Source organism: Amycolatopsis saalfeldensis (genome assembly GCF_900110575.1).
In the GTDB taxonomy this organism is placed as follows: domain Bacteria; phylum Actinomycetota; class Actinomycetes; order Mycobacteriales; family Pseudonocardiaceae; genus Amycolatopsis; species Amycolatopsis saalfeldensis.
The window spans coordinates 85206-107469 of sequence record NZ_FOEF01000025.1 but is presented as its reverse complement, the minus strand read 5'-3'; the positions used below and the strand labels follow the sequence as shown (position 1 = coordinate 107469).

The 22264-nt window shown below is 72.2% G+C and carries 15 protein-coding genes; 3 read left to right on the top strand and 12 right to left on the bottom strand.

Annotation, left to right across the window (positions count from 1 at the left end):
• Window positions 1–46: 46 nt before the first annotated feature.
• The 9 genes from BMY97_RS39050 to BMY97_RS39015 form a co-directional block, all read right to left on the bottom strand.
• Window positions 47–2023, bottom strand: coding sequence for a maltotransferase domain-containing protein (locus tag BMY97_RS39050; RefSeq protein ID WP_091627791.1), 1977 nt, complete (start codon window positions 2021–2023; stop codon window positions 47–49).
• A gap of 245 nt (window positions 2024–2268) precedes the next feature.
• Entirely contained in the window at window positions 2269–4416 is a 2148-nt protein-coding gene (gene glgX / locus BMY97_RS39045; RefSeq protein ID WP_091627789.1) for a glycogen debranching protein GlgX, read from the bottom strand.
• Window positions 4417–4496: 80 nt separating this feature from the next.
• Complete coding sequence (gene treZ, locus BMY97_RS39040) at window positions 4497–6227, bottom strand: malto-oligosyltrehalose trehalohydrolase (RefSeq protein ID WP_091627852.1); 1731 nt, start codon at window positions 6225–6227, stop codon at window positions 4497–4499.
• Entirely contained in the window at window positions 6224–8506 is a 2283-nt protein-coding gene (gene treY / locus BMY97_RS39035; RefSeq protein WP_091627788.1) for a malto-oligosyltrehalose synthase, read from the bottom strand. The genes treZ and treY overlap by 4 nt, the downstream gene beginning before the upstream one ends.
• Complete coding sequence (gene glgX, locus BMY97_RS39030; RefSeq protein WP_091627786.1) at window positions 8503–10632, bottom strand: glycogen debranching protein GlgX; 2130 nt, start codon at window positions 10630–10632, stop codon at window positions 8503–8505. Before glgX (BMY97_RS39030) ends, treY begins: the two co-directional genes overlap by 4 nt.
• A 57-nt stretch (window positions 10633–10689) precedes the next feature.
• Window positions 10690–12666: a 4-alpha-glucanotransferase gene (gene malQ, locus BMY97_RS39025; protein WP_091627784.1), complete on the bottom strand. Its 1977-nt coding sequence runs from the start codon at window positions 12664–12666 to the stop codon at window positions 10690–10692.
• 227 nt (window positions 12667–12893) lie between these two features.
• Window positions 12894–13916, bottom strand: coding sequence for a M1 family aminopeptidase (locus tag BMY97_RS39020; RefSeq protein WP_218156977.1), 1023 nt, complete (start codon window positions 13914–13916; stop codon window positions 12894–12896).
• The gene (locus tag BMY97_RS47910; RefSeq protein ID WP_218156976.1) at window positions 13888–14154 is read right to left on the bottom strand and encodes a hypothetical protein; all 267 of its coding nucleotides are present in this window, start codon (window positions 14152–14154) and stop codon (window positions 13888–13890) included. Before BMY97_RS47910 ends, BMY97_RS39020 begins: the two co-directional genes overlap by 29 nt.
• An 86-nt stretch (window positions 14155–14240) precedes the next feature.
• Window positions 14241–15101, bottom strand: coding sequence for an LLM class F420-dependent oxidoreductase (locus BMY97_RS39015; protein WP_091627783.1), 861 nt, complete (start codon window positions 15099–15101; stop codon window positions 14241–14243).
• A 97-nt stretch (window positions 15102–15198) separates the two neighbouring features.
• Here BMY97_RS39015 and BMY97_RS39010 point away from each other — a divergent pair, with 97 nt between their 5' ends.
• Both BMY97_RS39010 and BMY97_RS39005 read left to right on the top strand, forming a co-directional pair.
• Entirely contained in the window at window positions 15199–16344 is a 1146-nt protein-coding gene (locus tag BMY97_RS39010; RefSeq protein ID WP_091627851.1) for a permease, read from the top strand.
• A gap of 96 nt (window positions 16345–16440) precedes the next feature.
• Window positions 16441–16749, top strand: coding sequence for a DUF3040 domain-containing protein (locus BMY97_RS39005; protein WP_091627781.1), 309 nt, complete (start codon window positions 16441–16443; stop codon window positions 16747–16749).
• Window positions 16750–16761: 12 nt separating this feature from the next.
• On the opposite strand, the gene BMY97_RS39000 is transcribed toward BMY97_RS39005, so the two are convergent.
• Complete coding sequence (locus BMY97_RS39000) at window positions 16762–17244, bottom strand: Lrp/AsnC family transcriptional regulator (RefSeq protein WP_091627779.1); 483 nt, start codon at window positions 17242–17244, stop codon at window positions 16762–16764.
• 133 nt (window positions 17245–17377) lie between these two features.
• Here BMY97_RS39000 and BMY97_RS38995 point away from each other — a divergent pair, with 133 nt between their 5' ends.
• Window positions 17378–19690 carry a transketolase-like TK C-terminal-containing protein gene (locus BMY97_RS38995; RefSeq protein ID WP_091627777.1) on the top strand — a complete coding sequence of 771 codons (2313 nt, stop codon included), beginning with the start codon at window positions 17378–17380 and terminating at the stop codon, window positions 19688–19690.
• Window positions 19691–19705: 15 nt separating this feature from the next.
• On the opposite strand, the gene BMY97_RS38990 is transcribed toward BMY97_RS38995, so the two are convergent.
• Together BMY97_RS38990 and BMY97_RS38985 are read right to left on the bottom strand one after the other, a co-directional pair.
• Window positions 19706–20788: an alcohol dehydrogenase catalytic domain-containing protein gene (locus BMY97_RS38990; RefSeq protein WP_091627775.1), complete on the bottom strand. Its 1083-nt coding sequence runs from the start codon at window positions 20786–20788 to the stop codon at window positions 19706–19708.
• 34 nt (window positions 20789–20822) lie between these two features.
• Entirely contained in the window at window positions 20823–22238 is a 1416-nt protein-coding gene (locus BMY97_RS38985) for an aldehyde dehydrogenase family protein (protein WP_091627773.1), read from the bottom strand.
• Window positions 22239–22264 lie beyond the last annotated feature (26 nt).

Genomic DNA, 22264 nt, shown 5'->3' with positions numbered 1-22264 from the left:
CGCTGAGTTGCCGGGGTGCTGAGTTGTCGAGAAGCGCCGCGAGTCGTTACGCGAGCCGGCGCCGGACGGAGACCACGTGGGCCACCGCGCGCCACGGTTCGAGCCGGACGAAGTTCGCCTGGCCCCAGTCCCAGGTTTCCCCGGTGACCTCGTCGTGCGCGATCAGCCGCTCGTGCCACTCGAACCCGAGCGCGTCGAGGTCGAGCCAGAGGGTGCCCTCCTGGGCGCCGTGCGGGTCGAGGTTGACCACCGTCACCACGGTGTCGCCGGTGGCCGGGTCCTGTTTGGAGTAAGCCAGCAGCGCGCCGTTGTCGATGTGGTGGAACCGCAGCGACCGCATGCCGTGCAGCGCCGGGTGCGCGTGCCGGATCGCGTTCAGCTTGGTGATCCACGGTTCCAGCGAACGGCCTTCGGCCAGCGCCCTGGCGAAGTCGCGCGGGCGCAGCTGGTACTTCTCCGAGTCGAGGTACTCCTCGCTGCCCGGGCGCACCGGCTCGTGCTCGAACAGCTCGTAGCCGGAGTACACCCCCCAGGTCGGCGACAGCGTGGCGGCGAGCGCCGCCCGCAACGCGAACATGCCGGGGCCGCCGTGCTGCAGCGACTCGTGCAGGATGTCCGGGGTGTTGACGAACAGGTTCGGCCGGCCGTGGTCCCAGTGCTCCACCAGGTCGACGCCGAACTCGACCAGCTCCTCCTTGGTCGTGCGCCAGGTGAAGTAGGTGTAGCTCTGGGTGAAGCCGAGCTTGGCCAGCCCCCACAGCCGCGCCGGGCGGGTGAACGCCTCGGCCAGGAACAGCACGTCCGGGTGCGCGTCCTTGACCGACTGGATCAGCCAGGCCCAGAAGTCCGGCGGCTTGGTGTGCGGGTTGTCCACCCGGAAGATGCGCACCCCGTGCGAAACCCAGTGGAGCACGACCCGCAGCACCTCGTCGTAGATGCCGCGCGGGTCGTTGTCGAAGTTGACCGGGAAGATGTCCTGGTACTTCTTCGGCGGGTTCTCGGCGTACGCGATCGAGCCGTCCGGGCGGGTGGTGAAGAACTCGGGGTGCTTGAGCACCCACGGGTGATCGGGCGCGGCCTGCAGCGCGAGGTCGAGCGCGACCTCCAGGCCGAGGCCCTCGGCGCGCGCGGTGAACTCGTCGAAGTCCTCCATCGTGCCGAGGTCCGGGTGGATCGCGTCGTGGCCGCCCTCGTCGGCGCCGATCGCCCACGGCGAGCCGACGTCCTCCGGCCCGGCGCCGAGGGTGTTGTTGGGGCCCTTGCGGTTCACTCGCCCGATCGGGTGGATCGGCGGCAGGTACACGACGTCGAAGCCCATGCCCGCGACGCGATCGAGCGCGTCGGCGGCGGTGGCGAAGGTGCCGTGCACCGCCCGGCCGTGCTCGTCGACCCCGCCGGTGGACCGCGGGAACAGCTCGTACCAGGAGCCGAACGCGGCGCGCTTGCGGTCGACCCACAGCTTGAGCGGCTTGCCCTTGGTGATCAGCTCGCGCACCGGGAACTCGTGCATCAGCCGGCGGATCTCCGGCGACAACGCGGGGCCGACGCGCCCGGCCAGGTCGCACTCGTCGTCGCGCAGCGCCGCGGCGGCGCCGGCCAGCAGGCCGCGCTCGGCGCGGCGGTCGGGGCGGCGGGACACGCGGTCGAGCAGGCGCGCGCCGTTCTCGAGGTCGTTCTCCAGCTCGCCGGGCCCTTGCCCGGCCGCGATCTTGACCTCCACGGCGTGCTCCCAGGTCGCCCAGGGATCGCTCCACGCGTCGACGCGGTAGGTCCACATGCCCTCGGCGTCGGGCACCACCACGGCGGCGAACCGGTCGAGCCCGGTGCCCTGCTCCACCATCCGGGTCTGGCGCGACACCCGGTCGCCCGGCCCGCGCCAGGCGACGGTGGCCGACACCGCGTCGTGGCCTTCGCGCCACACCGTCGCGGACACCGGGAAGTGTTCTCCCACAACGGCTTTGGCCGGATACCGGCCACAGCTCACGGTGGGCGTGACCTCGTCGATACCGAGCCGGCCGGTCATGGCAACGCCCCTTTAACCGAATTCGTGACTGTGCGGACGCGAGCACGGTCAGTGTGCCTGATTCGATCAAAGCCCTTGACAGCGGGGCCTTTCCCCGAACCTACCCGCCACCCGGACGGGCGACACGACTCCATCGGAGCGGAAGTTCTTTCACGTTACGGGTTTCGGCACGCCGGGACCCGCGCAGCGAAATCGTGAACATCACGCGACTTTTGTGTTTCGCGGCTGTGTTCGAGCCGGGTTCCTCACGGCGTCTGCGGCCCTTCCACGAAATCGCGCGGGGCCCGCAAAAGCAGCAGCGACCGGGCCTCGACGGTGATGCGCGCCTTCGGCTCCAGCACGGCGGGATGGCCGGAAACCCCGTCGGCGGTGCTGGTGTCGAGGGTGGGCTTGTAGGTCTCGCCGTACTCGCGGCCGGGCAGCACCACCTCGAGCGGCTCGTCGCCGGCGTGCAGGACGAGCAGCCACGAGTGGTCGGTGACCAGCGCGCCCTCGCGGTTGCGGGCCTGGCTGTTGGAGCCGTCGATCCACAGGCAGAGCGAGCGGCGGTCCTCGTCGAACCAGTCGACCTCGTCGAACTCCTCGCCGTCGGGGCGGAACCAGATCAGGTCGGGCTTGCCGGTGGGCGTGGTCCGGCCCTCGAAGAACTCCGGCTGGCGCAGCGCCGGGCTCTCGGCGCGGATGCGGACCAGCCGCCGGGTGAAGGCGAGCATCGGCTCCGAGGCCGCCGAAGGCGTCCAGTCGAGCCAGGACGTCTCGTCGTCGAGGCAGTAGGCGTTGTTGTTGCCGCCCTGGGTGCGCCACATCTCGTCGCCCGCGGTGAGCATCGGCGTGCCGGTGGACAGCAGCAGCGTGGCGAGCAGGTTGCGGGCCTGGCGGGTGCGCAGCGCGAGCACGGCCGCGTCGTCGGTCTCGCCCTCCACCCCGTGGTTCCACGAGCGGTTGTCGTCGGTGCCGTCGCGGTTGTCCTCGCCGTTGTCCTCGTTGTGCTTGTCGTTGTAGGACACCAGGTCCCGCAGGGTGAAGCCGTCGTGCGCGGTGACGAAGTTGATCGACTGCCACGGGCGGCGCAGGTTGTGGTCGTAGAGGTCCGACGACCCGGAAAGCCGGAAGGCGAGGTCGCGCACGCCCGTCGCGCCGCGCCAGAAGTCACGCAGGGTGTCGCGGTAGCGGCCGTTCCACTCGGCCCACTGCGCGCCGAAGTCGCCGACGCGGTAGCCCTCCCCCGTCGCGTCCCACGGCTCGGCGATGAGCTTGCAGCCCGAGAGCACCGGGTCGGTGGTGATGGCCGTGAGCATGGTCGAATCGCGGTCGAACATGCCGCCGCGCGGGCGGCCCAGCGTGCTGGCCAGGTCGAAGCGGAAGCCGTCCACGCCCAGCTCCTGCGTCCAGTACCGCAGGGAGTCGGTGACCAGGCGGACGACGGTGGGCGAGCCCGCGTCGAGGGTGTTGCCGCAGCCGGTGATGTCGGCCATGTGCCCGCGTTTGGTGTGCAGGTAGTAGGCCGGGGCGTCGAGCCCGCGCAGCGACAGCGTCGGCCCGTCCGGCCCGCCCTCGCAGGTGTGGTTGAACACGACGTCGACGATCACCTCGATGTTGGCCGCGTGCAGCGCCGCCACCATGGTGCGGAACTCCTCGACCTCACGCCCCGGCTCGCTCGCGTAGCGCGGGTGCGGCGCGAAGTAGCCGAGCGGCGAGTAGCCCCAGTAGTTGTGCCGTCCCGCGCGGATCAGCGACGGCTCGTCGGTGAACGCGTGCACCGGCAGCAGCTCGACCGTGGTGACGCCGAGCCGGGCCAGGTGCTCGATCGACACCGGGTGCGCGAGGCCGAGGTAGGTGCCGCGCAGCGCCTCCGGGATGAACGGGTGCTGCTCCGTGAACCCCTTCACGTGCACCTCGTAGATCACCGACTCCTCGAACGGCACCTCCGGCTTCGCGCCGGTGTCCGGCCCGCCCGGCGACATCACCACCGAGAGCGGCACGCTGCCCAGTGAGTCCACAGTGGACGCCGGGCCGCGGGCCGGGTCGCCGACGAAGCCCTGCGCGGCGTGCAGGTTCGTGAGCCGTCCGGTGATGCGGTAGGCGTACGGGTCCACGAGCAGCTTCGCCGGGTTGCAGCGAAGCCCGCGCGACGGGTCGTACGGGCCGTGCACGCGGTAGCCGTACCGCTGCCCGGGAGTCACGCCGGGGACCAGGCCGTGCCACACGCCGAAGGTGCGCTCGGTGAGCTCGATGCGGCGCTCGGACCCGTCGTCGGCGATCAGGCAGACCTCCACGGCGTCGGCGACGGCGGAGGTGACGGCGAAGCGCACGCCCCCGGCCTCGGGGTGGGCCCCGAGCGGGAACGGTCGTCCGGCGAGGACCTGGGTGTCGGATGCGGGTCGCGTGGCCATGCGCAGATCTTCCCAAAGTCCGCGCCCGAACGGGACCGGTGCACGTCCGGGTCAGGGGTTCGGCCAGACCCTGGCGGGCCTCAGGGACCGGTGCTGACCAGCGCGAACGACTCCCCCGGCAGGCGCACGGCCGCCTGGCCCGCCAGGTCGGGCCCGGGCGCGCCCCAGGTCAGCAGCACCTCGTCGGCCGTACCGCCCAGCGGGACGGTGACCTCTTCGGCACCGAAGTTGCACGCCAGCCGCAGCGCGCCGCGGTGCAGCACGAGCCAGGAGTCGTCCGGCGCGGCCTCCACCACGAGCCCGGCCAGCCGCGGGTCGGCCAGCTCCGGACGCTCCCGCCGCAACCGGATCAGCGTCCGGTACAGCTCGAGCATCTCGCGGTGGCCTTCGCGGCCGGGCTCGGCCCAGTCGAGCCGGGAGCGGGCGACGGTGGCCGGGTCCATCGGGTCCGGCACGTCGGCCTCGCCCCAGCCGTGCCGGCCGAACTCGCGCCGCCGCCCCGTGCGCACCGCCTCGGCCAGCACCGGGTCCGGGAACGAGGCGAAGAACTGCCACGGCGTGCTCGCGGCCCACTCCTCGCCCATGAACACCATCGGCGTGTACGGCGAGCAGAACACCACCGCCGCGCCGCAGGCCAGCTTGCCCGGCGAGACCGTGGCCGAGAGCCGGTCGCCGGTCGCGCGGTTGCCGATCTGGTCGTGGTTCTGCAGGTAGGCGAGGAACCGGTGGCCGAGCGCCTTGCGGGTGTCGAGGGGGCGCCCGTGCGTCCGCTCGCGGAACGAGGACCAGGTGCCGTTGTGGAAGAAGACCTCGCGCAACGTCTTCGGGAGCGCGCCCGGCGCGGCGAAGTCGGTGTAGTACCCGGTGGTCTCGCCGGTGAGCCGGACGTGCAACGCGTGGTGCAGGTCGTCGGACCACTGCGCGCCCAGCCCGTAGCCGCCGCCTTCGCGGGTGGTGACGAGCTTCGGGTCGTTCTGGTCGGACTCCGCGATCAGCGTGAGCGGCCGCCGCACCGCCGCGGACAGCTCCTCGACCTCGGCGGCCAGCTCCTCCAGCAGGTGCGTCGCGCGCTTGTCGACCAGGGCGTGCACGGCGTCGAGGCGCAGGCCGTCGGCGTGGAAGTCACGCAGCCAGCCGAGCGCGTTGTCGATCACGTACCGGCGGACCTCGTCGGAGCCCGGGCCGTCGAGGTTCAGCCCGGCGCCCCAGTCGGTGGCCCCGGCGAAGTACGGGCCGAACCGGTCGAGGTAGGCGCCGGACGGGCCGAGGTGGTTGTAGACCACGTCGAGCACCACCGCCAGACCGCGTGCGTGGCAGGCGTCGACGAAGCGCTTCAGCCCGTCCGGCCCGCCGTACGGCTCGTGCACCGCGCCCCACAGCACGCCGTCGTAACCCCAGCCCGCGGTGCCGTCGAAGGAGTTCACCGGCAGCAGTTCGACGTGGGTGATGCCGAGGTCCACCAGGTGGCCCAGCCGTTCGATGGCCGAGTCGAACGTGCCGCCTCCGGTGAACGTGCCCAGGTGCAGCTCGTAGACGACACCGCCGGGCAGTGGGCGTCCGGTCCAACCGCTGTCGGTCCACGCGAACGCCGAGTGGTCGTACACGCGGGAGGCCTCGTGCACGCCGTGGGGCTGGCGAAGCGAACGCGGGTCCGGCAGTGGCTTTTCGTCATCGCCGAGCAGGAACGCGTAGTCGGTGCCGGTGACGTCGGCGCGCCACCAGCCGCCGGTCGCCGCTGTCATGGCGTGGTCGGCGCCGTCGACCCGCACCCGCACGCGTTCGGCCTCGGGCGCCCACACCGTGAACATCAGGAGTCCCCTCGTACCAGCAAAGCCACCGGGTAGCGGTCGAACAGCGAGAGCGCGGCCGGCCGGTCGCCGACAGCGCGGCCGGTGAGCACGTCGGTCCAGACACCCTCGGTCAACGGCAGCACGGTGTCGCGCCAGCCGCCCTCGCGCGCCAGCCCGACCGGCAGCCGGGTCACAGCCACGGCCAGGTCCTCGCCGCGCTGGAACGCCAGCAGGTGGTCGGCTGCGGCGCCCTCGGCGTGCAGCGGCCGGTAGCCGGTGAACAGTTCGGGCCGATCCCGCCGCAGCGTCAGCGTTTTCTGCACCACCAGCAGCTTGGCCGCGCCGGTCTCGTCGACCTCCGGCTGCTCGCCCGCCAGCACCCGGCCGAGGGCCTCGCGGCGCACGCCGTAGTCCACCTCGCGCCGGTTGTCCGGGTCCACCAGCGAAAGGTCCCACAGCTCGGTGCCCTGGTAGACGTCCGGGACGCCGGGGCCGGCCAGCTGCACCAGCTTCTGGCCGAGCGAGTTCACCCAGCCCGGCCCGCGCACGCGCTCGACGAACGCCTCGACGTCGGCGGCCAGCTCGGCGTCGCCCAGCACCTGCCCGGGCCACGCGGCGACGGCCCGTTCGAACGGCTCGTCGTGGTCGGTCCAAGTGGTGCGGAGCTTCGACTCCTTGGCCGCCTTGTCCAGGTAGCCACGCAGCCGCTCGGCGCTGATCGGCCACGCCCCGACGAGCGTCTGCCAGGCCAGCAGGTTCAGCGCGGGCTCGTCGACCGGCCGGCGCGCGGTCCACCGCCGGACCGCGGCGGCGAACTCGTCCGGCACCTCCGACAGCACGGCCAGGCGCGCCCGCGTGTCCTCGGAACGCTTGGTGTCGTGGGTGGTCAGCGCGGTCATCGTCGCCGGGTACGCCGCGGCGCGGTTCTCCGCCAGCACGTGGAAGTCCGCGACGCCGAGGCCGAACCGGTCCGGGTTGCCGCCGACCTCGTTCAGCGCGGCGAACCGGGTGAACCGGTAGAAGGTGGTGTCCTCGGTGCCCTTGGCCACGACCATGCCCGAGGTCTGCTGGATCCGCGTGGCCAGCTCGCCGCCGGGCTCGCCGCGCACCTGCGCGTCCAGCGCGTCGAGCGCCGCGCCCAGGTCCGGCCGCCGGGTCCGCGCCAGCTCGAGCGCCGCGGCCCAGTTTTCGCCGCCCTCGGGCAGATACGAGCGGTAGACCGGGAACGCGATCATCACCTCGGCCACCGCCGCCCGTGCCGCTTCGGTCTCCACGCCGCTCAGCAACGCGGCGATCCGGCGCACTTCGGCGACCAGGATCCGGTCGGTGACCAGGCGGCGGGCCTGCTCCTCCACTGCGTGGTAATCGGTGCGGCCGCCCAGTTCGGCGGCCAGCCGGGTGAACGCGGGGCCGGCGGCCGGGTCGACGAACACCCCCGCGATCTCGCGCAGCGCGTCGTATCCCGTGGTGCCGTCCACCGGCCAGCTCTGCGGCAGCGCTTCGCCGGGGTGCAGGATCTTCTCGGCCACCAGCCACGCGCCCGGCGCGCCCTCGCGCAGCCGCGTCAGGTAGCCGCCGGGGTCGGCGAGGCCGTCCGGGTGATCCACGCGCAGGCCCTGGACGTCGCCGTCGGCCACCCAGCGCAGCACCTCGCCGTGCGTCTCGGCGAACACCCCGGGCTGCTCGACGCTGACCGCGGCGAGGTTGGTGATGTCGAAGAACCGCCGGTAGTTCAGCTCCGCGTTGCCCCGGCGCCAGCCCACCAGCTCGTAGTGCTGACGGCCGTGGACCTCCTGCGGACTCCCCTGATCGGTGCCGGGCGCGAGCGGGAAGCGGTGGTCGTAATAAACGAGTTCGTCGCCTTCCACGGCCAGATCGGCGACGGCGTCATCGTCACCGAGGACCGGCAGCAGCAGGCGGCCACGGCTCCAGTCGATGTCGAAGTACCCGGCGTGCGCGGACTCACGGCCGTGGCGCAGCACGTCCCACCACCACGCGTTGGCCTTCGGCACCTCGACGGACATGTGGTTCGGCACGATGTCGACGACCAGCCCGAGCCCGGCCGCCTTGAGCCGCGCCGACAACGCCTTCCGGGCCTCTTCGCCGCCCAGCTCGGGCCGCGCGCGCGTCGGGTCGACCACGTCGTAGCCGTGGGTGGAGCCGGGAGTCGCGTCGAGCACCGGCGAGACATACATCGCGCCGACGCCGAGCGCGCGCAGGTAATCGACCAGTTCCGCGGCGTCGGTGAAGGTCAGCTCCGGGCGCAGCTGAACCCGGTACGTCGACGAAGGCTTGTTCACTCGTCGTCCTCTCCGGCGGTCCGCTGCAGCACGACCAGCGACCGCGCGGCCAGGTTCAGCTTGCCGCCGCCGGGCACCAGCTCGCCGTCGGCGTGCCCGACCTCGCCGGTCGCGGTGTCCACGACCACGGTCCACTCGCGGCCGTAACCGTTGCCCGGCAAGGTCATCGCGATGTCCTCGTAGTGCGCGTTGAACGCCAGCAGGAACGAGTCGTCGACCACCCGCATGCCGCGCGGGTCGAGGTCCGGGATGCCCTCGCCGTTGAGGAAGATGACCACGGACTTGCCGAAGCCGTCGTCCCAGTTCTGCTCGGTCATCTCCTCGCCGGCCGGGGTGAACCAGGCGATGTCGCCCAGCTCCTCGCCCTTGCGCAGCGGCTTGCCCTGGAAGAACCGGCGGCGCCGGAACACCGGGTGCGCGCGGCGGAACGCGGTCAGCCCGGCGGTGAACTCGACCAGGTCGTGGTTGGCCGAGGCCAGCTCCCAGTCCATCCAGGACAGTTCGGTGTCCTGGCAGTAGGCGTTGTTGTTGCCCTGCTGGGTGCGGCCGAACTCGTCGCCGTGCAGCAGCATCGGCACGCCCTGGGAGAGCAGGTTGGTGGCGAGCAGGTTGCGGCGCTGGCGGGCCCGCAGCGCGACCACCTCGGGGTCGTCGCTCGGGCCTTCGACCCCGCAGTTCCACGAACGGTTGTCGTCGGCGCCGTCGCGGTTGTCCTCGCCGTTCGCCTCGTTGTGCTTTTCGTTGTAGGACACCAGGTCCGTCAGGGTGAAGCCGTCGTGCGCGGTGACGAAGTTGATCGACGCGAACGGGCGGCGGCCGTCGTCCTGGTACAGGTCCGAGGAGCCGGTGATCCGGGAGGCGAACTCGCCGAGCGTGGCCTGCTCGCCGCGCCAGAAGTCGCGCACGGTGTCGCGGAACTGCCCGTTCCACTCCGTCCACAGCGGCGGGAAGTTGCCGACCTGGTAGCCGCCGGGGCCGACGTCCCACGGCTCCGCGATCAGCTTCACCTGGCTGACGATCGGGTCCTGCTGCACCAGGTCGAAGAACGTGGACAGCCGGTCGACGTCGTAGAACTCGCGGGCCAGCGCCGAGGCGAGGTCGAACCGGAACCCGTCGACGTGCATCTCGGTCACCCAGTACCGCAGTGAGTCCATGATCAGCTGCAACGTGTGCGGGTTGCGCACGTTCAGCGAGTTCCCGGTGCCGGTGTAGTCCATGTAGTACTGGGGATCGTCCTCGACCAGCCGGTAGTAGGCCTCGTTGTCGATGCCGCGCATGGACAGCGTCGGGCCCAGGTGGTTGCCCTCGGCGGTGTGGTTGTAGACGACGTCGAGGATCACCTCGATGCCCGCCTCGTGCAGCGCGCGGACCATGCCCTTGAACTCCTGGACCTGGCCGCCCTGCCCGGGCATCGCCGCGTAGCCGTCGTGCGGGGCGAAGTAGCCGATGGTGTTGTAGCCCCAGTAGTTGCGCAGGCCCTTCTGGTCCAGCCCGTGGTCGGTGACGAACTGGTGCACCGGCATCAGCTCGACCGCGGTCACGCCCAGCTTCTTCAGGTGCTCCACCACCGCCGGGTGCGCCAGCCCCGCGTACGTGCCGCGCAACCGCTCCGGCACGAAGGGGTGCGTCATCGTCATGCCCTTGACGTGGGCTTCGTAGATCACCGTCTCGTGGTACGGGGTGCGCGGCGCGCGGTCGTTGGCCCAGTCGAAGAACGGGCTGACCACCAGCGAGTACGGCACGTGGCCCGCGGAGTCGTCGTCGTTGCGCTGCTCCGGGTCGTCGAAGCGGTAGCCGAACAGCGCCTCGGTCCAGTCGACGCCGCGGGAAAGCGCCTTGGCGTACGGGTCGATCAGCAGCTTGGCCGGGTTGCAGCGCAGGCCGCGCTCCGGGTCGTACGGGCCGTGCACGCGGAACCCGTAGCGCTGGCCGGGGCCGATGCCGAGCAGGTAGCCGTGGTGGACGAAGCCGTCCACCTCCTCCAGGCGCGCCCGCGTCTCGGTGCCGTCGTCGTCGAACAGGCACAGGTCGACGTGCTCGGCCACCTCGGAGAACAACGCGAAGTTGGTCCCCACCCCGTCGTAGGTCGCGCCGAGGGGATAGGGCGTTCCGGGCCAGGGGCGCACGGGGCTCTCCTTGTGTTGCTTCGGTTCCGACGACAGGGACTGGGTTCGGCGATCCCGCTAGGGCAGCGGCCGGGCGGCCTTCAACGGCGCCACGGCCGCGTGCACCCGGGGATCGGCGAAGAACCCGTCGACGGTGACGGGCAAGGGAATCCGCCAGTTAGGGTACTGGTCGACGGTGCCGGGCAGATTGGGCTGCCGGAGCTGCCCCACCACGTCCGCGGGCGAGGTCAGTACCAGCCGCGAAGCCGCCGAGGCCAGCAGCGTGTGCAACGCCACGACCAGGTCGCCGTCGGAGATCCCCTCCCGCGCAACGAGGTCCAGCAACGCAGCGCGTTCGGCCGCTGCCTCGGCGTACTCGTCGGCGGCCGGCCGGTCGAGCAAGCCCAGCTCGGCGCGCACCCGCACGTGTTCCGCCGCCAGCCAGCCCGCGACCGTGGGCAGATCGTGGGTGGAGATGCTGGCCATCGCCTCGGGATCCCACTCCGCCGGGCGGACGAACGGCTGGCCCGGCGCGTCCCAGTCGCGCTGGAACCACAGCACGGCGGAGCTGAGCAGCCCGCGCGCGTGCATGGTCTCGGTGACGGTGTCCTCCACCGTGCCCAGGTCCTCGCCGACCACCACGGCGCCCGCGCGGTGCGCCTCCAGCGCGAGCACCCCGAGCATCGCCTCGGCGTCGTAGTGCACATACGTGCCGCGGCCGGCGGGCTCGCCCGGCGGGATCCACCAGAGCCGCCAGAGCCCGGCGATGTGGTCGACGCGGATGCCGTCGGCGTGCTGGAGCACCCCGCGCACGACGTCGCGGAACGGCGCGTAGCCGGCCTCGGCCAGCCGGTCCGGGCGCCACGGCGGCAGGTTCCAGTCCTGGCCCTGCTGGTTGAACGCGTCCGGCGGCGCGCCGACGCGGACCTTCGCGGCGAAGACCTCCCGCAGCGCCCAGGTGTCCGCACCGCCGGGGTGGACGCCCACGGGCAGGTCGTGCACCACGCCGACCGGCATCCCGGCCTCACGGGCGGCGCGGCGGACGTCGTCGAGCTGCTCGTGGCAGAGCTGCTGCAGCCAGCCGTGGAACTCGACGCGCCCGGCCAGCTCCTCGCGGGCCGCGGCGACCGCGGGGCTCGACGGGTCGCGCAGCGGTTCCGGCCACTCGCGCCAGTCGGCGCCGTGGACCTCGGCGAGCGCGCCGAACGTCGCGAAGTCCCGCAGGTCGCCGTCCAGCTCGACCGGGCGCGGGTGGTGCGGGCGGAGCAGTTCGAGGGCGCTGTTCTTGGCCGTCCAGACGGCGTCGTAGTCGATCAGCTCGCCCGCGCCGGGCGCGAGGGCCAGCACCTTGGCGCGGGTTTCCCCGTCGGCGTTCGCGAAGGCCTCGGTCGCGGTGACCCGCAGGTAGACCGGGTTGGCGAACCGGCGGCTGGACGGCGAGTACGGCGAGCGCTCGACCGGGTGCGCCGGGCTGAACGCCTGCACCGGGTTGACCAGCAGCACCCCGGCGTCCAGCTCGGCGGCCGAGCGCGCGGCGACGGTCTTGAGGTCGCCGAAGTCGCCCATCCCCCACGACTCGCCGGAGTGCAGCGAGTAGAGCTGGAGCATCCAGCCCCAGGCGGGCGGCACATCGGGCAGCTTCGCCGGGACGACCGCGAGCGGCACGCGCCGGTCGGCGGTGAGCACGTGGTGCCAGCCGAGCGGGAGGTCCGCGGGCAGCGAGGTGCCGACGTCGCGGGTGGTGCCGTCCTCCAGCTCGACCGTGGCGGCCCGGCCGAGGTCCCGTTCCTGCCCCTCGCGCACGACCAGCGTCGGCGGCAGGGCGGTGGTGTCCCGGCTTGCACGGACTTCGGCCAGCCCCGCCGCGACGGCCTCGGGGGTACTGGCGTCGACGTCGAACTGCGCGAGCACCGCGACGACGACTTCGGCCTCCACCTGGACCTCGACCTGGTCGGAGTTCTCGTAACGGGTCGCCACGCCATAGGCGGCGGCCAGCTCGGCCAGCTCGGGCGGGACGGCGTTCTCGGGTGCCTCGTCGGCGGCGGGGCTCTGCACCGGTCCAGTCTCTCGGGCGGTGCGGTGGCGCGCCAATCGCCCCGCCGGGCGGCACCCGAATGCCGCTGTTTCCCGGCTGTGAACAGGCAACAGCGGTAACCGGCCAGTCGGGGGGCGTGCCGGCCGGTTACCGCCACACCACCACAGAGGGCAGTGGACCACCGGAATGACGGCCGAACCGTGACTTCACTCGTTCAGGTGAACCGACTGGTTCAGGGGTGGTGGGCTCAGCCGTGGAGCGGTCCCGGGTGCAGGTACGGCTCCGGCGGGATCACCGTGCTGTGCGCCCACGCCCGGAAGAACCCCGACAGGTCCTGCCCGGCGTCGTGGGCGGCGAGGCGTTCGAAGTCGGGCCAGGAGGCATTGCCGTCACGGTGCGTGGTGGCCCAGTGCCGGAGCAGGCCGAAGAACCTGCCGTCGCCCATGGTGCGGCGCAGCGCGTGGAGCATCAGCGAGCCGCGGTCGTACAGGGCGTAGTCGAGCGGGCGATCCTTGCCCGGGTCGTAGATCGGCACCGCCCAGTACGCCGCGTCGCCCGCATGGCTCGCGACGATCTCGCGGTAGGACCTGTCGAGGTCGGCGCCGTTCTCGGCCTCGTCCCAGAGCTGGCCGGTGTACTGGGCGAAGCACTCGGCGAAGCAGCCGTCGCGCCAGTCCGAAAAGGACACTGAGTCGCCGAACCACTGGTGGGCCGGCTCGTGCACGGCGGAGGCGTCGAAGGGGTACGGGCCGAACGCCTTCGTCAGGAACGCCATGATCTTCGGCACCAGCGCCTCGGAATCCGGCAGGTAGGTCGTGTTCTGCCCGTACGCGTTGATCACCGGTGTGCCGTCGGCCAGTTTCGAGGTGTGCACGGTGAACTTGTCGATCGCCATCGTCGTCGCGTAGGAGACGATCGGGTGATCTTCGTTCCAGCGGAACGTCTTCAGCCCGTCTCGCTCCGACGTCGGCCCCGGCCGGCCGTTGCCGATCACCGTCCACGCCGCGGGCACGGTCGCCTCCAGGTGCAGCGCCGCCTTGTCCGACGGGTGGTCGTTCAGCGGGAACCACGCGGTGGCCGAGTGCGGCTCGCCGGTGACGTCGACGCCGCCGCCCTGCAGCTGGTGCCAGCTCGCCCCCGTCGGCTTGCCGGAGTAGACCACCCGCACCGCGAACGCACTCCCCCGCCGGACCCGTGCCGGCGGCGTGATCACGGGTTCGTGCGCGCCCGAGCGCGCGACCTCACGCGCCGGCACCCCGTTCACCGTCACCGAGCTGACGGCGAAGCCCTCCAGGTCGAGGTCGAAACCGGTCGAGATCCTGTTTCGCCGTTGCCCGCACCGTGGTGTCACCGGCGAAGGAATCCGGCCTCGCGGGGTCGCCGTCCTGCGGGAAATACGGGTCGCCGACGCCGTCCGCGCCGATCGAAGACGGCGGCGCCAGGCCGGGGGCGGCGGTGCTGCCGGCGACGACAGCCAGCGCGATGGCCTTGTGCCACAACGGGTTCACTGCTGATTCTCCTTCACCCGGCTGGGCGCGAGACCCCGCCGGGCGCCGGAATCGCAGAAAACCGGTGGGCACCGGTCAGCAAGTTGTCAGGATCCGGTAATCCTTTCCCGGCCGAGCTTCCCGGCCAGCCGGCCGAGCCACGCCTCGACCTCGGCGGGCTCGCGGTCGGGCAGCCCGAAGATCGTCTCGGTCACGCCCGCGGCTTCCATCCGGGCCAGCAGATCGGGGTCGGGCCGCGGGCCCAGCGCGGCCACCTCGGGCTCGCCCTCGCGGCCCTCCTCGCGCCAGATCCGCCGCAGCAGCGCGACGTTCTCCTCGATGTCCATTTCGGACGGAGTGGTGAGCCAGCCGTCGGCCGAGCGCGCGATCCAGCGGAACGTCTTCTCCGTGCCGCCCGCGCCGACCAGCACCGGGATCCGCGGCTGGACCGGTTTCGGCCACGCCCAGCTGGGACCGAACTCGACGAACTCGCCGGAGTAGCTGGCCTCGTCGGCAGTCCACAGCTCGCGCATCGCTTCGAGGTACTCGCGCAGGGCGGTGCGGCGCTTCTTGCCGGGCACGCCGTGGTCGGCCAGCTCGTCGGTGTTCCAGCCGAAGCCGACGCCGAGCGTCACCCGCCCGCCCGAGAGGTGGTCGAGGCTCGCGACGGTCTTGGCGAGCGTGATCGGATCGCTCTCCACCGGCAGCGCGACGGCGGTGGCGAGCCGGATCCGGGTGGTCACCGAGGCCGCGGTCGCGAGCGCGACCCACGGGTCCAGCGTGCGCAGATACCGGTCGTCCGGCAGGGTTTCGTCCCCGGTGCGCGGGTGGGGCGCCGAGCGCCGCACCGGGATGTGCGTGTGCTCGGGGACGTAGAAGGCGTCGAAGCCCGCGTCCTCCGCCGCCCGCGCCGCGGCCGCCGGGGTGATGCCCCGGTCGCTGGTGAAAAGCACGATCCCGTATTTCACACCTCCGCACATTATTAGAACGTGTTTCAGTTTGCAACGGGCGGCGGCGCCCGCGATGATCGGCCGGTACCAGCGACGGGTCGGGCAGGAGGCAGCCGTGGACGCGATCGGCCGGGCGCTGGCGCTCGCGGGTTCGATGGCGTGGGAGATCCTCTGGGCGCTGATCCTCGGCTTCGCCCTGTCCGCGACGGTGCAGGCGGTGGTGCGCAAGTCGACGATCGTGCGGCTGATGGGCGACCACCGCCCGCGCACCCTGGCCACCGCCACCGCGCTGGGCGCCGCGTCTTCCTCGTGCTCCTACGCCGCCGTCGCGCTCGCGCGGTCGCTCTTCCGCAAGGGCGCGGACTTCACCGCGGCCATGGCGTTCGAGATCGGCTCGACGAACCTGGTGGCCGAGCTGGGCATCATCCTCGCGCTGCTGCTCGGCTGGCAGTTCACGCTGGCCGAGTTCGTCGGCGGCCCGCTGATGATCGTGCTGCTGGCGCTGCTGTTCCGCCTGTTCGTCCGCACCGGGTTGGTGGCGCGGGCCCGGGAACAGGCGGAGCGGGGCGTGGCCGGTTCGATGGAGGGCCACGCCGCGATGGACATGTCCGTCGGCGGCGAGGGCTCGTTCCTGCGCCGGCTCAGCTCGCCGGACGGCTTCACCGCCGTGGCGCACGTTTTCGTGATGGAGTGGGCCGCGGTGCTGCGCGACATCGTGCTCGGCCTGCTGATCGCCGGCGCGGTCGGCGCGTGGGTGCCGGACTCGTGGTGGCAGGCGCTGTTCTTCGACGGCCACCCGCTGGCTTCCGCGCTGTGGGGCCCGCTGATCGGGCCGGTGGTGGCGATCCTGTCGTTCGTCTGCTCGATCGGGAACGTGCCGCTGGCCGCGGTGCTGTGGAACGGCGGCATCAGCTTCGGCGGCGTCGTCGCGTTCCTCTTCGCCGACTTGCTGATCCTGCCGATCCTGAACATCTACCGGAAGTATTACGGCCTGCGGGTGATGTTCGTGCTGCTCGGCACTTTCTACGCCGCGATGGCGGGCGCCGGCTACCTCGTCGAGCTGCTGTTCGGCGCCGCCGGGCTGGTGCCGTCCCAGCGCGCCGCGCGCTTCGGCGAGGACGGGATTTCCTGGAACTACACCACGTGGCTGGACCTGGCCTTCCTCTTGCTCGCGGCGGTGCTCGTGGTCCGCTTCGCCCGCACCGGCGGCCTGCCCATGCTGCGGATGATGAACGGCTCCCCGGACCATCCGCGCCGTTAGCCGATTATTCCGGCAAAACCGGTGCTTGACGCAGGGGTGGGTCGGGTACTCAACTGTAGGTGCGATCACCGGCCCGATCCGTCCCGAGGAGGGGTCATGCTGCCCTATCGAGACCGCAGCGCGCTGCGGAAGATCGAAGAAGAGCTGGCCGCGAGCGATCCCGCGTTCGTGGCCGCGTTGAGCCAGGGTGTGCCCGCGACACGCTCACGGCTATGGCTGACCACTCTCGTCCTGGCCGACGTCACCGTCGTGCTGATGGTCGTGTTCGGCCTGCTCACCGGCAGCAGCGGCCTGTTCTTGTGGGGCTTCGCCGCCGTCCCCGCGCTCGTGTGGGTTCACCACGACCTGCTGATGCGCAAGCGGGAACGGCAGTCCGGCGAGGCGCTGAACCGGTCGAGCGACTAGCCGGCGAAGGTCTTACTTGCCAGCGGCGGCCCGCTCCAGCAGCGGGGTGATCCGGTACGGCACCATCTCGCGCATCACGAGCGCGTTGTTCGTCCGCTCCACGCCCGGGATCTCGAGCATCTGCCCGGCGATCCGGTACAGGTCGTCGGCGTCGGTCGCGACCACGTGCACCAGCAGGTCGGACGGCCCGGTCAGCCCGTGCACGCGCAGCACCTCCGGCACCGCGGCCAGTGACCGGCCGACCTCGTCGAGCAGCCGCTGCACGACCCGCACGGTGACGAACGCGGTGAGCGGGTAGCCGAGCGCCGCCGGGTCGATCCGGTGCTCGGCCGAGCGCAGCGCCTCGCCCTGTTCCAGCCGCGCGAGGCGGCTCTGCACGGTGTTGCGGGAAAGGCCGAGTTCGTCGGCGAGCGCGACGGCGGTGGCGCGGGGCGCGCGCCCCAGGGCGAGCAGGATGCGGGCGTCGGTGGCGTCGAGCCGCTGGGCACTGGGCATGCTGCGCAGTCCTCTCCACGCCCGGAGGCGCCGTTCTGGGCGTTCTGCTCAACGAGCAACGCTTCAGTTGTGCAGCCTAACCAGCTCTGTTGGACTGGCGAAGACGTTCCGCCCAAGAGAGGTCCACGAAGCCGTGAGCAGCCCCGCCCCCGAGCGCACCAGCGAGACCGGCACCGAGATCCTGCGCGAGGTGCAGGACCGGGTGCTCTGGCTCTCCACCGCGATCATCGACCACGCCAACCGGGTGCGCCCCAACCCGACCGGCCTCAAGGTCGGCGGGCACCAGGCGTCCAGCGCCTCGATGGTGTCGATCATGACCGCGCTGTGGTTCGCCCGGCTGCGCGCCGAGGACCGCGTTTCGGTGAAGCCCCACGCCTCCCCCGTGCTGCACGCGATCAACTACCTGCTCGGCGACCTCGACGAGCGCTACCTGACGTCGTTGCGCGAGTTCGGCGGGCTCCAGAGCTACCCGTCGCGCTCGAAGGACCCGGACCGGGTCGACTACTCCACCGGTTCGGTCGGCATCGGCGCCACCGCGCCGTTGTGGGGCGCGATGGCCCGCCGTTACGTCGAGTCGAGCACCGGCGGCGCGGGCACCGGCCGTCAGTACTCGCTCGTCGGCGACGCCGAACTGGACGAGGGCGCCGTCTGGGAAGCGGTGCTCGACCCGACCGTCGCCGAGCTGGGCGAGGTCGTGTGGATCGTCGACCTGAACCGCCAGTCGCTCGACCGCGTGGTGCCCAACATCGGCGCGACCCGCCTGCAGGGCATGTTCGACGCGGCCGGCTGGCAGGTGCTGACCGTCAAGTACGGCCGCCTGCTGCAGGAGCTGTTCGAGCGCCCCGGCGGCGAAGCGCTGCGCCGCCGCATCGACGAGATGGCCAACCCCGAGTACCAGCGGCTGCTGCGCTGCACCCCGGCCCAGCTGCGCGAGCGGCTCGCCTCACCGGAGCTGTCGCCGTTGCTGGGCACGCTCGACGACGCCACCCTGCACGCGGCGATCCGCAACCTCGGCGGCCACGACCTGCCGGCCCTGCTGGACGCGTTCGACGCCATCGAAGACCGCCGTCCGACGGTGATTTTCGCTTACACCGTCAAGGGTTTCGGCCTGGCCAGCGAGGGCCACCCGCAGAACCACTCGTCGCTGCTGACCGCCGAGCAGGTCGGCGAGCTGGCCGCCCGCGTCGGCACCTCGGCCGACGACCCGTGGCGGAAGTTCGAAGACGGCACGGCCGCCGCCCGGCTGTGCACGGACACCGCGGCCCGGTTGCGACGGGAACCCGTTGCGCCGCACCAGGTTCCGCCGATCCCGGCGGACATCGGCCGGACCCCGTCCGGGCGCGCCACCACGCAGGCCGCGCTCGGGCGCGCGCTGCTGGACCTGACGCGTGAGGCGCCGGAGGCCGCGAAGCTGGTCGTCACGCTGTGCCCGGACGTCTCGTCGAGCACCAACCTCGGCGGCTGGGTCAACAAGGTCGGCGTGTGGTCGCCGCAGGAGCGCGTCGACTGGTTCGCCGACGACCCCGAAACGATCCTGCACTGGCGCGAGCGGCCCACCGGCCAGCACCTGGAGCTGGGCATCGCCGAGACGAACCTGGTGGGCGCGCTCGGCGAGCTGGGCGCGACCTGGTCGCGCTGGGGACGCCCGCTGCTGCCGATCGGCGTGCTCTACGACCCCTTCGTGGAACGGGCGCTGGAGCCGTGGTCGTTCGGCATCTACGCGGGCGGGCAGTCGATCCTGGTCGGCACGCCCTCAGGGGTCACGCTGGCCCCGGAGGGCGGCGCGCACCAATCGGTGACCACCCCGTCGGTGGGCCTGGAGCAGCCGGGCTGCATCACCTACGAGCCGGCGTTCGCGCTCGACGTGGAGTGGACCCTGCTGGCGTCGCTGGCCCGCCTCGGCCGGCCCGACGGGACCTCGGCGTACCTGCGGCTCTCCACGCGGCCGGTGGAGCAGCGCCTGGCCGCGGTGCCCTCGGACCCGGCGGCCCGCGAACGCCGCCGGCGCCAGGTCGTGGCCGGCGCGTACCCGCTGCGCACCGCCGCGGTGGCGCGCCCGGACGTCACGATCGTGACGATGGGCGCGCTCGTCACGGAGGCGCTCACCGCCGCGGACCGCCTGGACGCGCTGGGCAAACACGCGGACGTGGTCTGCGTGACCAGCCCCGGGCTCCTGTTCCGCGCGGTGCAGGCCCGCGCCGGGCAGGGCCGCGCCGACACCTGGATCCTCGACTCCGCGCTGCCGGCCGAGCGCTCCGCGCCGATGGTCACGGTGCTCGACGGGCACCCGCACACCCTCGCGTTCCTGGCCAACGTGCACCGCGTGCGCGCCGCCCACCTCGGCGTCACGCAGTTCGGCCAGTCCGGCGACCTCGACAGCGTCTACCGCCACCACGGCATCGACGCGGACAGCACGATCCGGGCCGCGCTGGACGTCGCGGACTGACCGTCTGCAGAGGACTCAGGCACCGATCATGATCAGTGACCGGGCGCCCTGGCCCGCGCGCATCCGGGCGAACGCTTCGGGCACCTCGTCGAGCGAGATCCGGTGGGTCACCAGGGTTTCCAGGTCGAGCGCGCCGGAGCGGACCTCCTCGGCGAGCAGCGGGATGTCCCGGTCCGGGTCCGAAGCGCCGTACACGGTGCTGGTGAGCGTGCGCGCGAAGTGGAAGATCTCCAGCGGGTTGAACACCACTTCCTGATCGCGCCGCCCGACGCCGACCACGGTGCAGTGCCCGCCCCGGCGGACCGAGTTCCACGCCGCGCGGATCGTGGTCGCCGCGCCGACGCATTCGAACGCGTGGTCCGCGCCGCGGCCCTCGGTGAGCCCGCGGACCTGCCGGGCCAGTTTGCCGTCGCTGAGCAGGAAATGCGTGGCCCCGGCGGCCCTCGCCAGCTCTTCCTTCTCCGGCGAGACGTCCACGGCGATGATCGGCGACGCGCCCGCGAGCTTCGCCCCGAGCACCGCGCACAACCCGATGCCGCCCAGGCCGAGCACGAGCACCGACTGTCCACTCCGGACCTTCGCGGTGTTGCGCACCGCGCCGATGCCGGTCAGCACGGCGCAGCCCATCAGCGCGGCGAGGTCCAGCGGGACGCCGTCGGGCAACGGCACCACGGACTTGCCGGGCAGCACCGTTTCCTCGGCGAAGCCGCCGACGCCGAGGACCACGTGCAGCTGCTCGCCGCCAAGCTCTCCACGCGGCAGCGTGGTGACGCCCTCGATCGCGGCGCAGAGCCACGGCTCGCCGGCCCGGCAGAACCAGCACTCCCGGCAGGCCGCCGCCCAGTTCAGCACCACGCGGTCCCCCGGACGGACGTGCGTCACCTCCGCGCCGGTCTCGGCGACGATGCCCGAGGCCTCGTGCCCGGGCACGAACGGGTACTGCGGGCTGAGCGTTCCGTCCACCATGGACAGATCGGAGTGGCAGACGCCCGCCGCGGTGATCCGCACCCGCACGTCGGACGGCCCGACGGGCGGCAGCGTGACGTCCAGTACCTCCGGCCCGGCTCCGGGCTCGCGCACGACAACGGCTTTGACCACGGCGTCTTCTCCTTTGCCTGGCGCGGAAAACGACTCAGAGCTGGATGGACTTGACCTCGGTGAACTCGGCCAGCGCGTGGCGGCCCATCTCCCGGCCGACCCCGGACTGCTTGTAGCCGCCGAAGGGCGCGAGCGGGTTGTAGGCGCCGCCGTTGACGTCGATCTGGCCGGTGCGCACGCGCCGCGCGAAGGCCAGCGCGCGGTCCTGGTCGGCCGACCAGACGGCGCCGTGCAGGCCGTACCGCGAGTTGTTCGCGATCCGCAGCGCGTCGGCCTCGTCGTCGAACGGGATGATCGACAGCACCGGGCCGAAGATCTCCTCCTGCGCGATGGTGGCGTCCGGGTCGACGTCCGCGAACACCGTGGGCGCCACGAAGTAGCCGGTGTCCAGCCCGGCTGGGGCTTCGGCGCCGCCGGTCACCAGCGTCGCGCCCTCGGCCACGCCCTTGGCGATGAACTCGCGGACCCGCTCGCGCTGCACGGCCGAAACCATCGGGCCGAGCTTCGTCTTCGGGTCCAGCGGGTCGCCGGGGGTGAAGCCCTCGGCGAACTTCTTCGCCAGCGCCACGGCTTCCTCCTGCTTCGCGCGCGGGACGAGCATCCGCGTCCAGGCCGTGCAGGTCTGGCCGCCGTTGAGGAAAGCGTTGGAAACGCCCACTTTCACCGCCATCGCGAGGTCGGCGTCGTCGAGGATCACGTTCGCGGACTTGCCGCCCAGCTCCAGCGTCACCCGCTTGACCGACCGCGCGGCCAGCTCGGCCACGCGGGTGCCGGCGCGCACGGACCCGGTGAAGGACACGACGTCGACCTCCGGGTGCGTCGCCAGCGCCTCGCCGACCACCGGGCCGAAGCCGGTGACCAGGTTGACCACGCCGGGCGGGAAACCGGCCTCGTGGATCGCGTCGAACAGCCGGTACGCGCTCAGCGGCGCGACCTCGCTGGGCTTGACCACCACGGTGCAGCCCGCCGCCAGCGCGGGCGCGATCTTGCAGGTGATCTGGTGCAGCGGGTAGTTCCACGGCGTGATGGCGGCGACCACGCCCGCGGCCTCGCGCACGATCAGCGAGTTGCCGACCGGCTCGTCGGCCTCCTCCTCGGCGAGCAGGTCGACGAACGTCTGCACGTCCGTCTGCGGCAGCGCGGCCTGGATGCGCGTGGCGATGCGCAACGGCGTGCCGACGTCGCGGGCGATGGTCTCGCCGATCTCCTCGGCGCGCGCCACCAGGCCTTCGTGCAGGCGCCGCAGGCAGTCCGCGCGCTCGGCCCGGCTGGTGGCGGACCAGGCGGGGAAGGCCTCCCGGGCCGCGCGCACCGCCCGGTCGGCGTCCTCGGCGGTGCCCTCGGGGATCACCGCGAGCACCTGTTCGGTGGCCGGGTTCTCCACCGCGATCGTGGCGCCGGCCCCCGGCACCCACTCGCCGCCCACGTACAGCACGTCGCGCTCTTCCACCGAGTCTCCTTCGACCGGAACCGTTC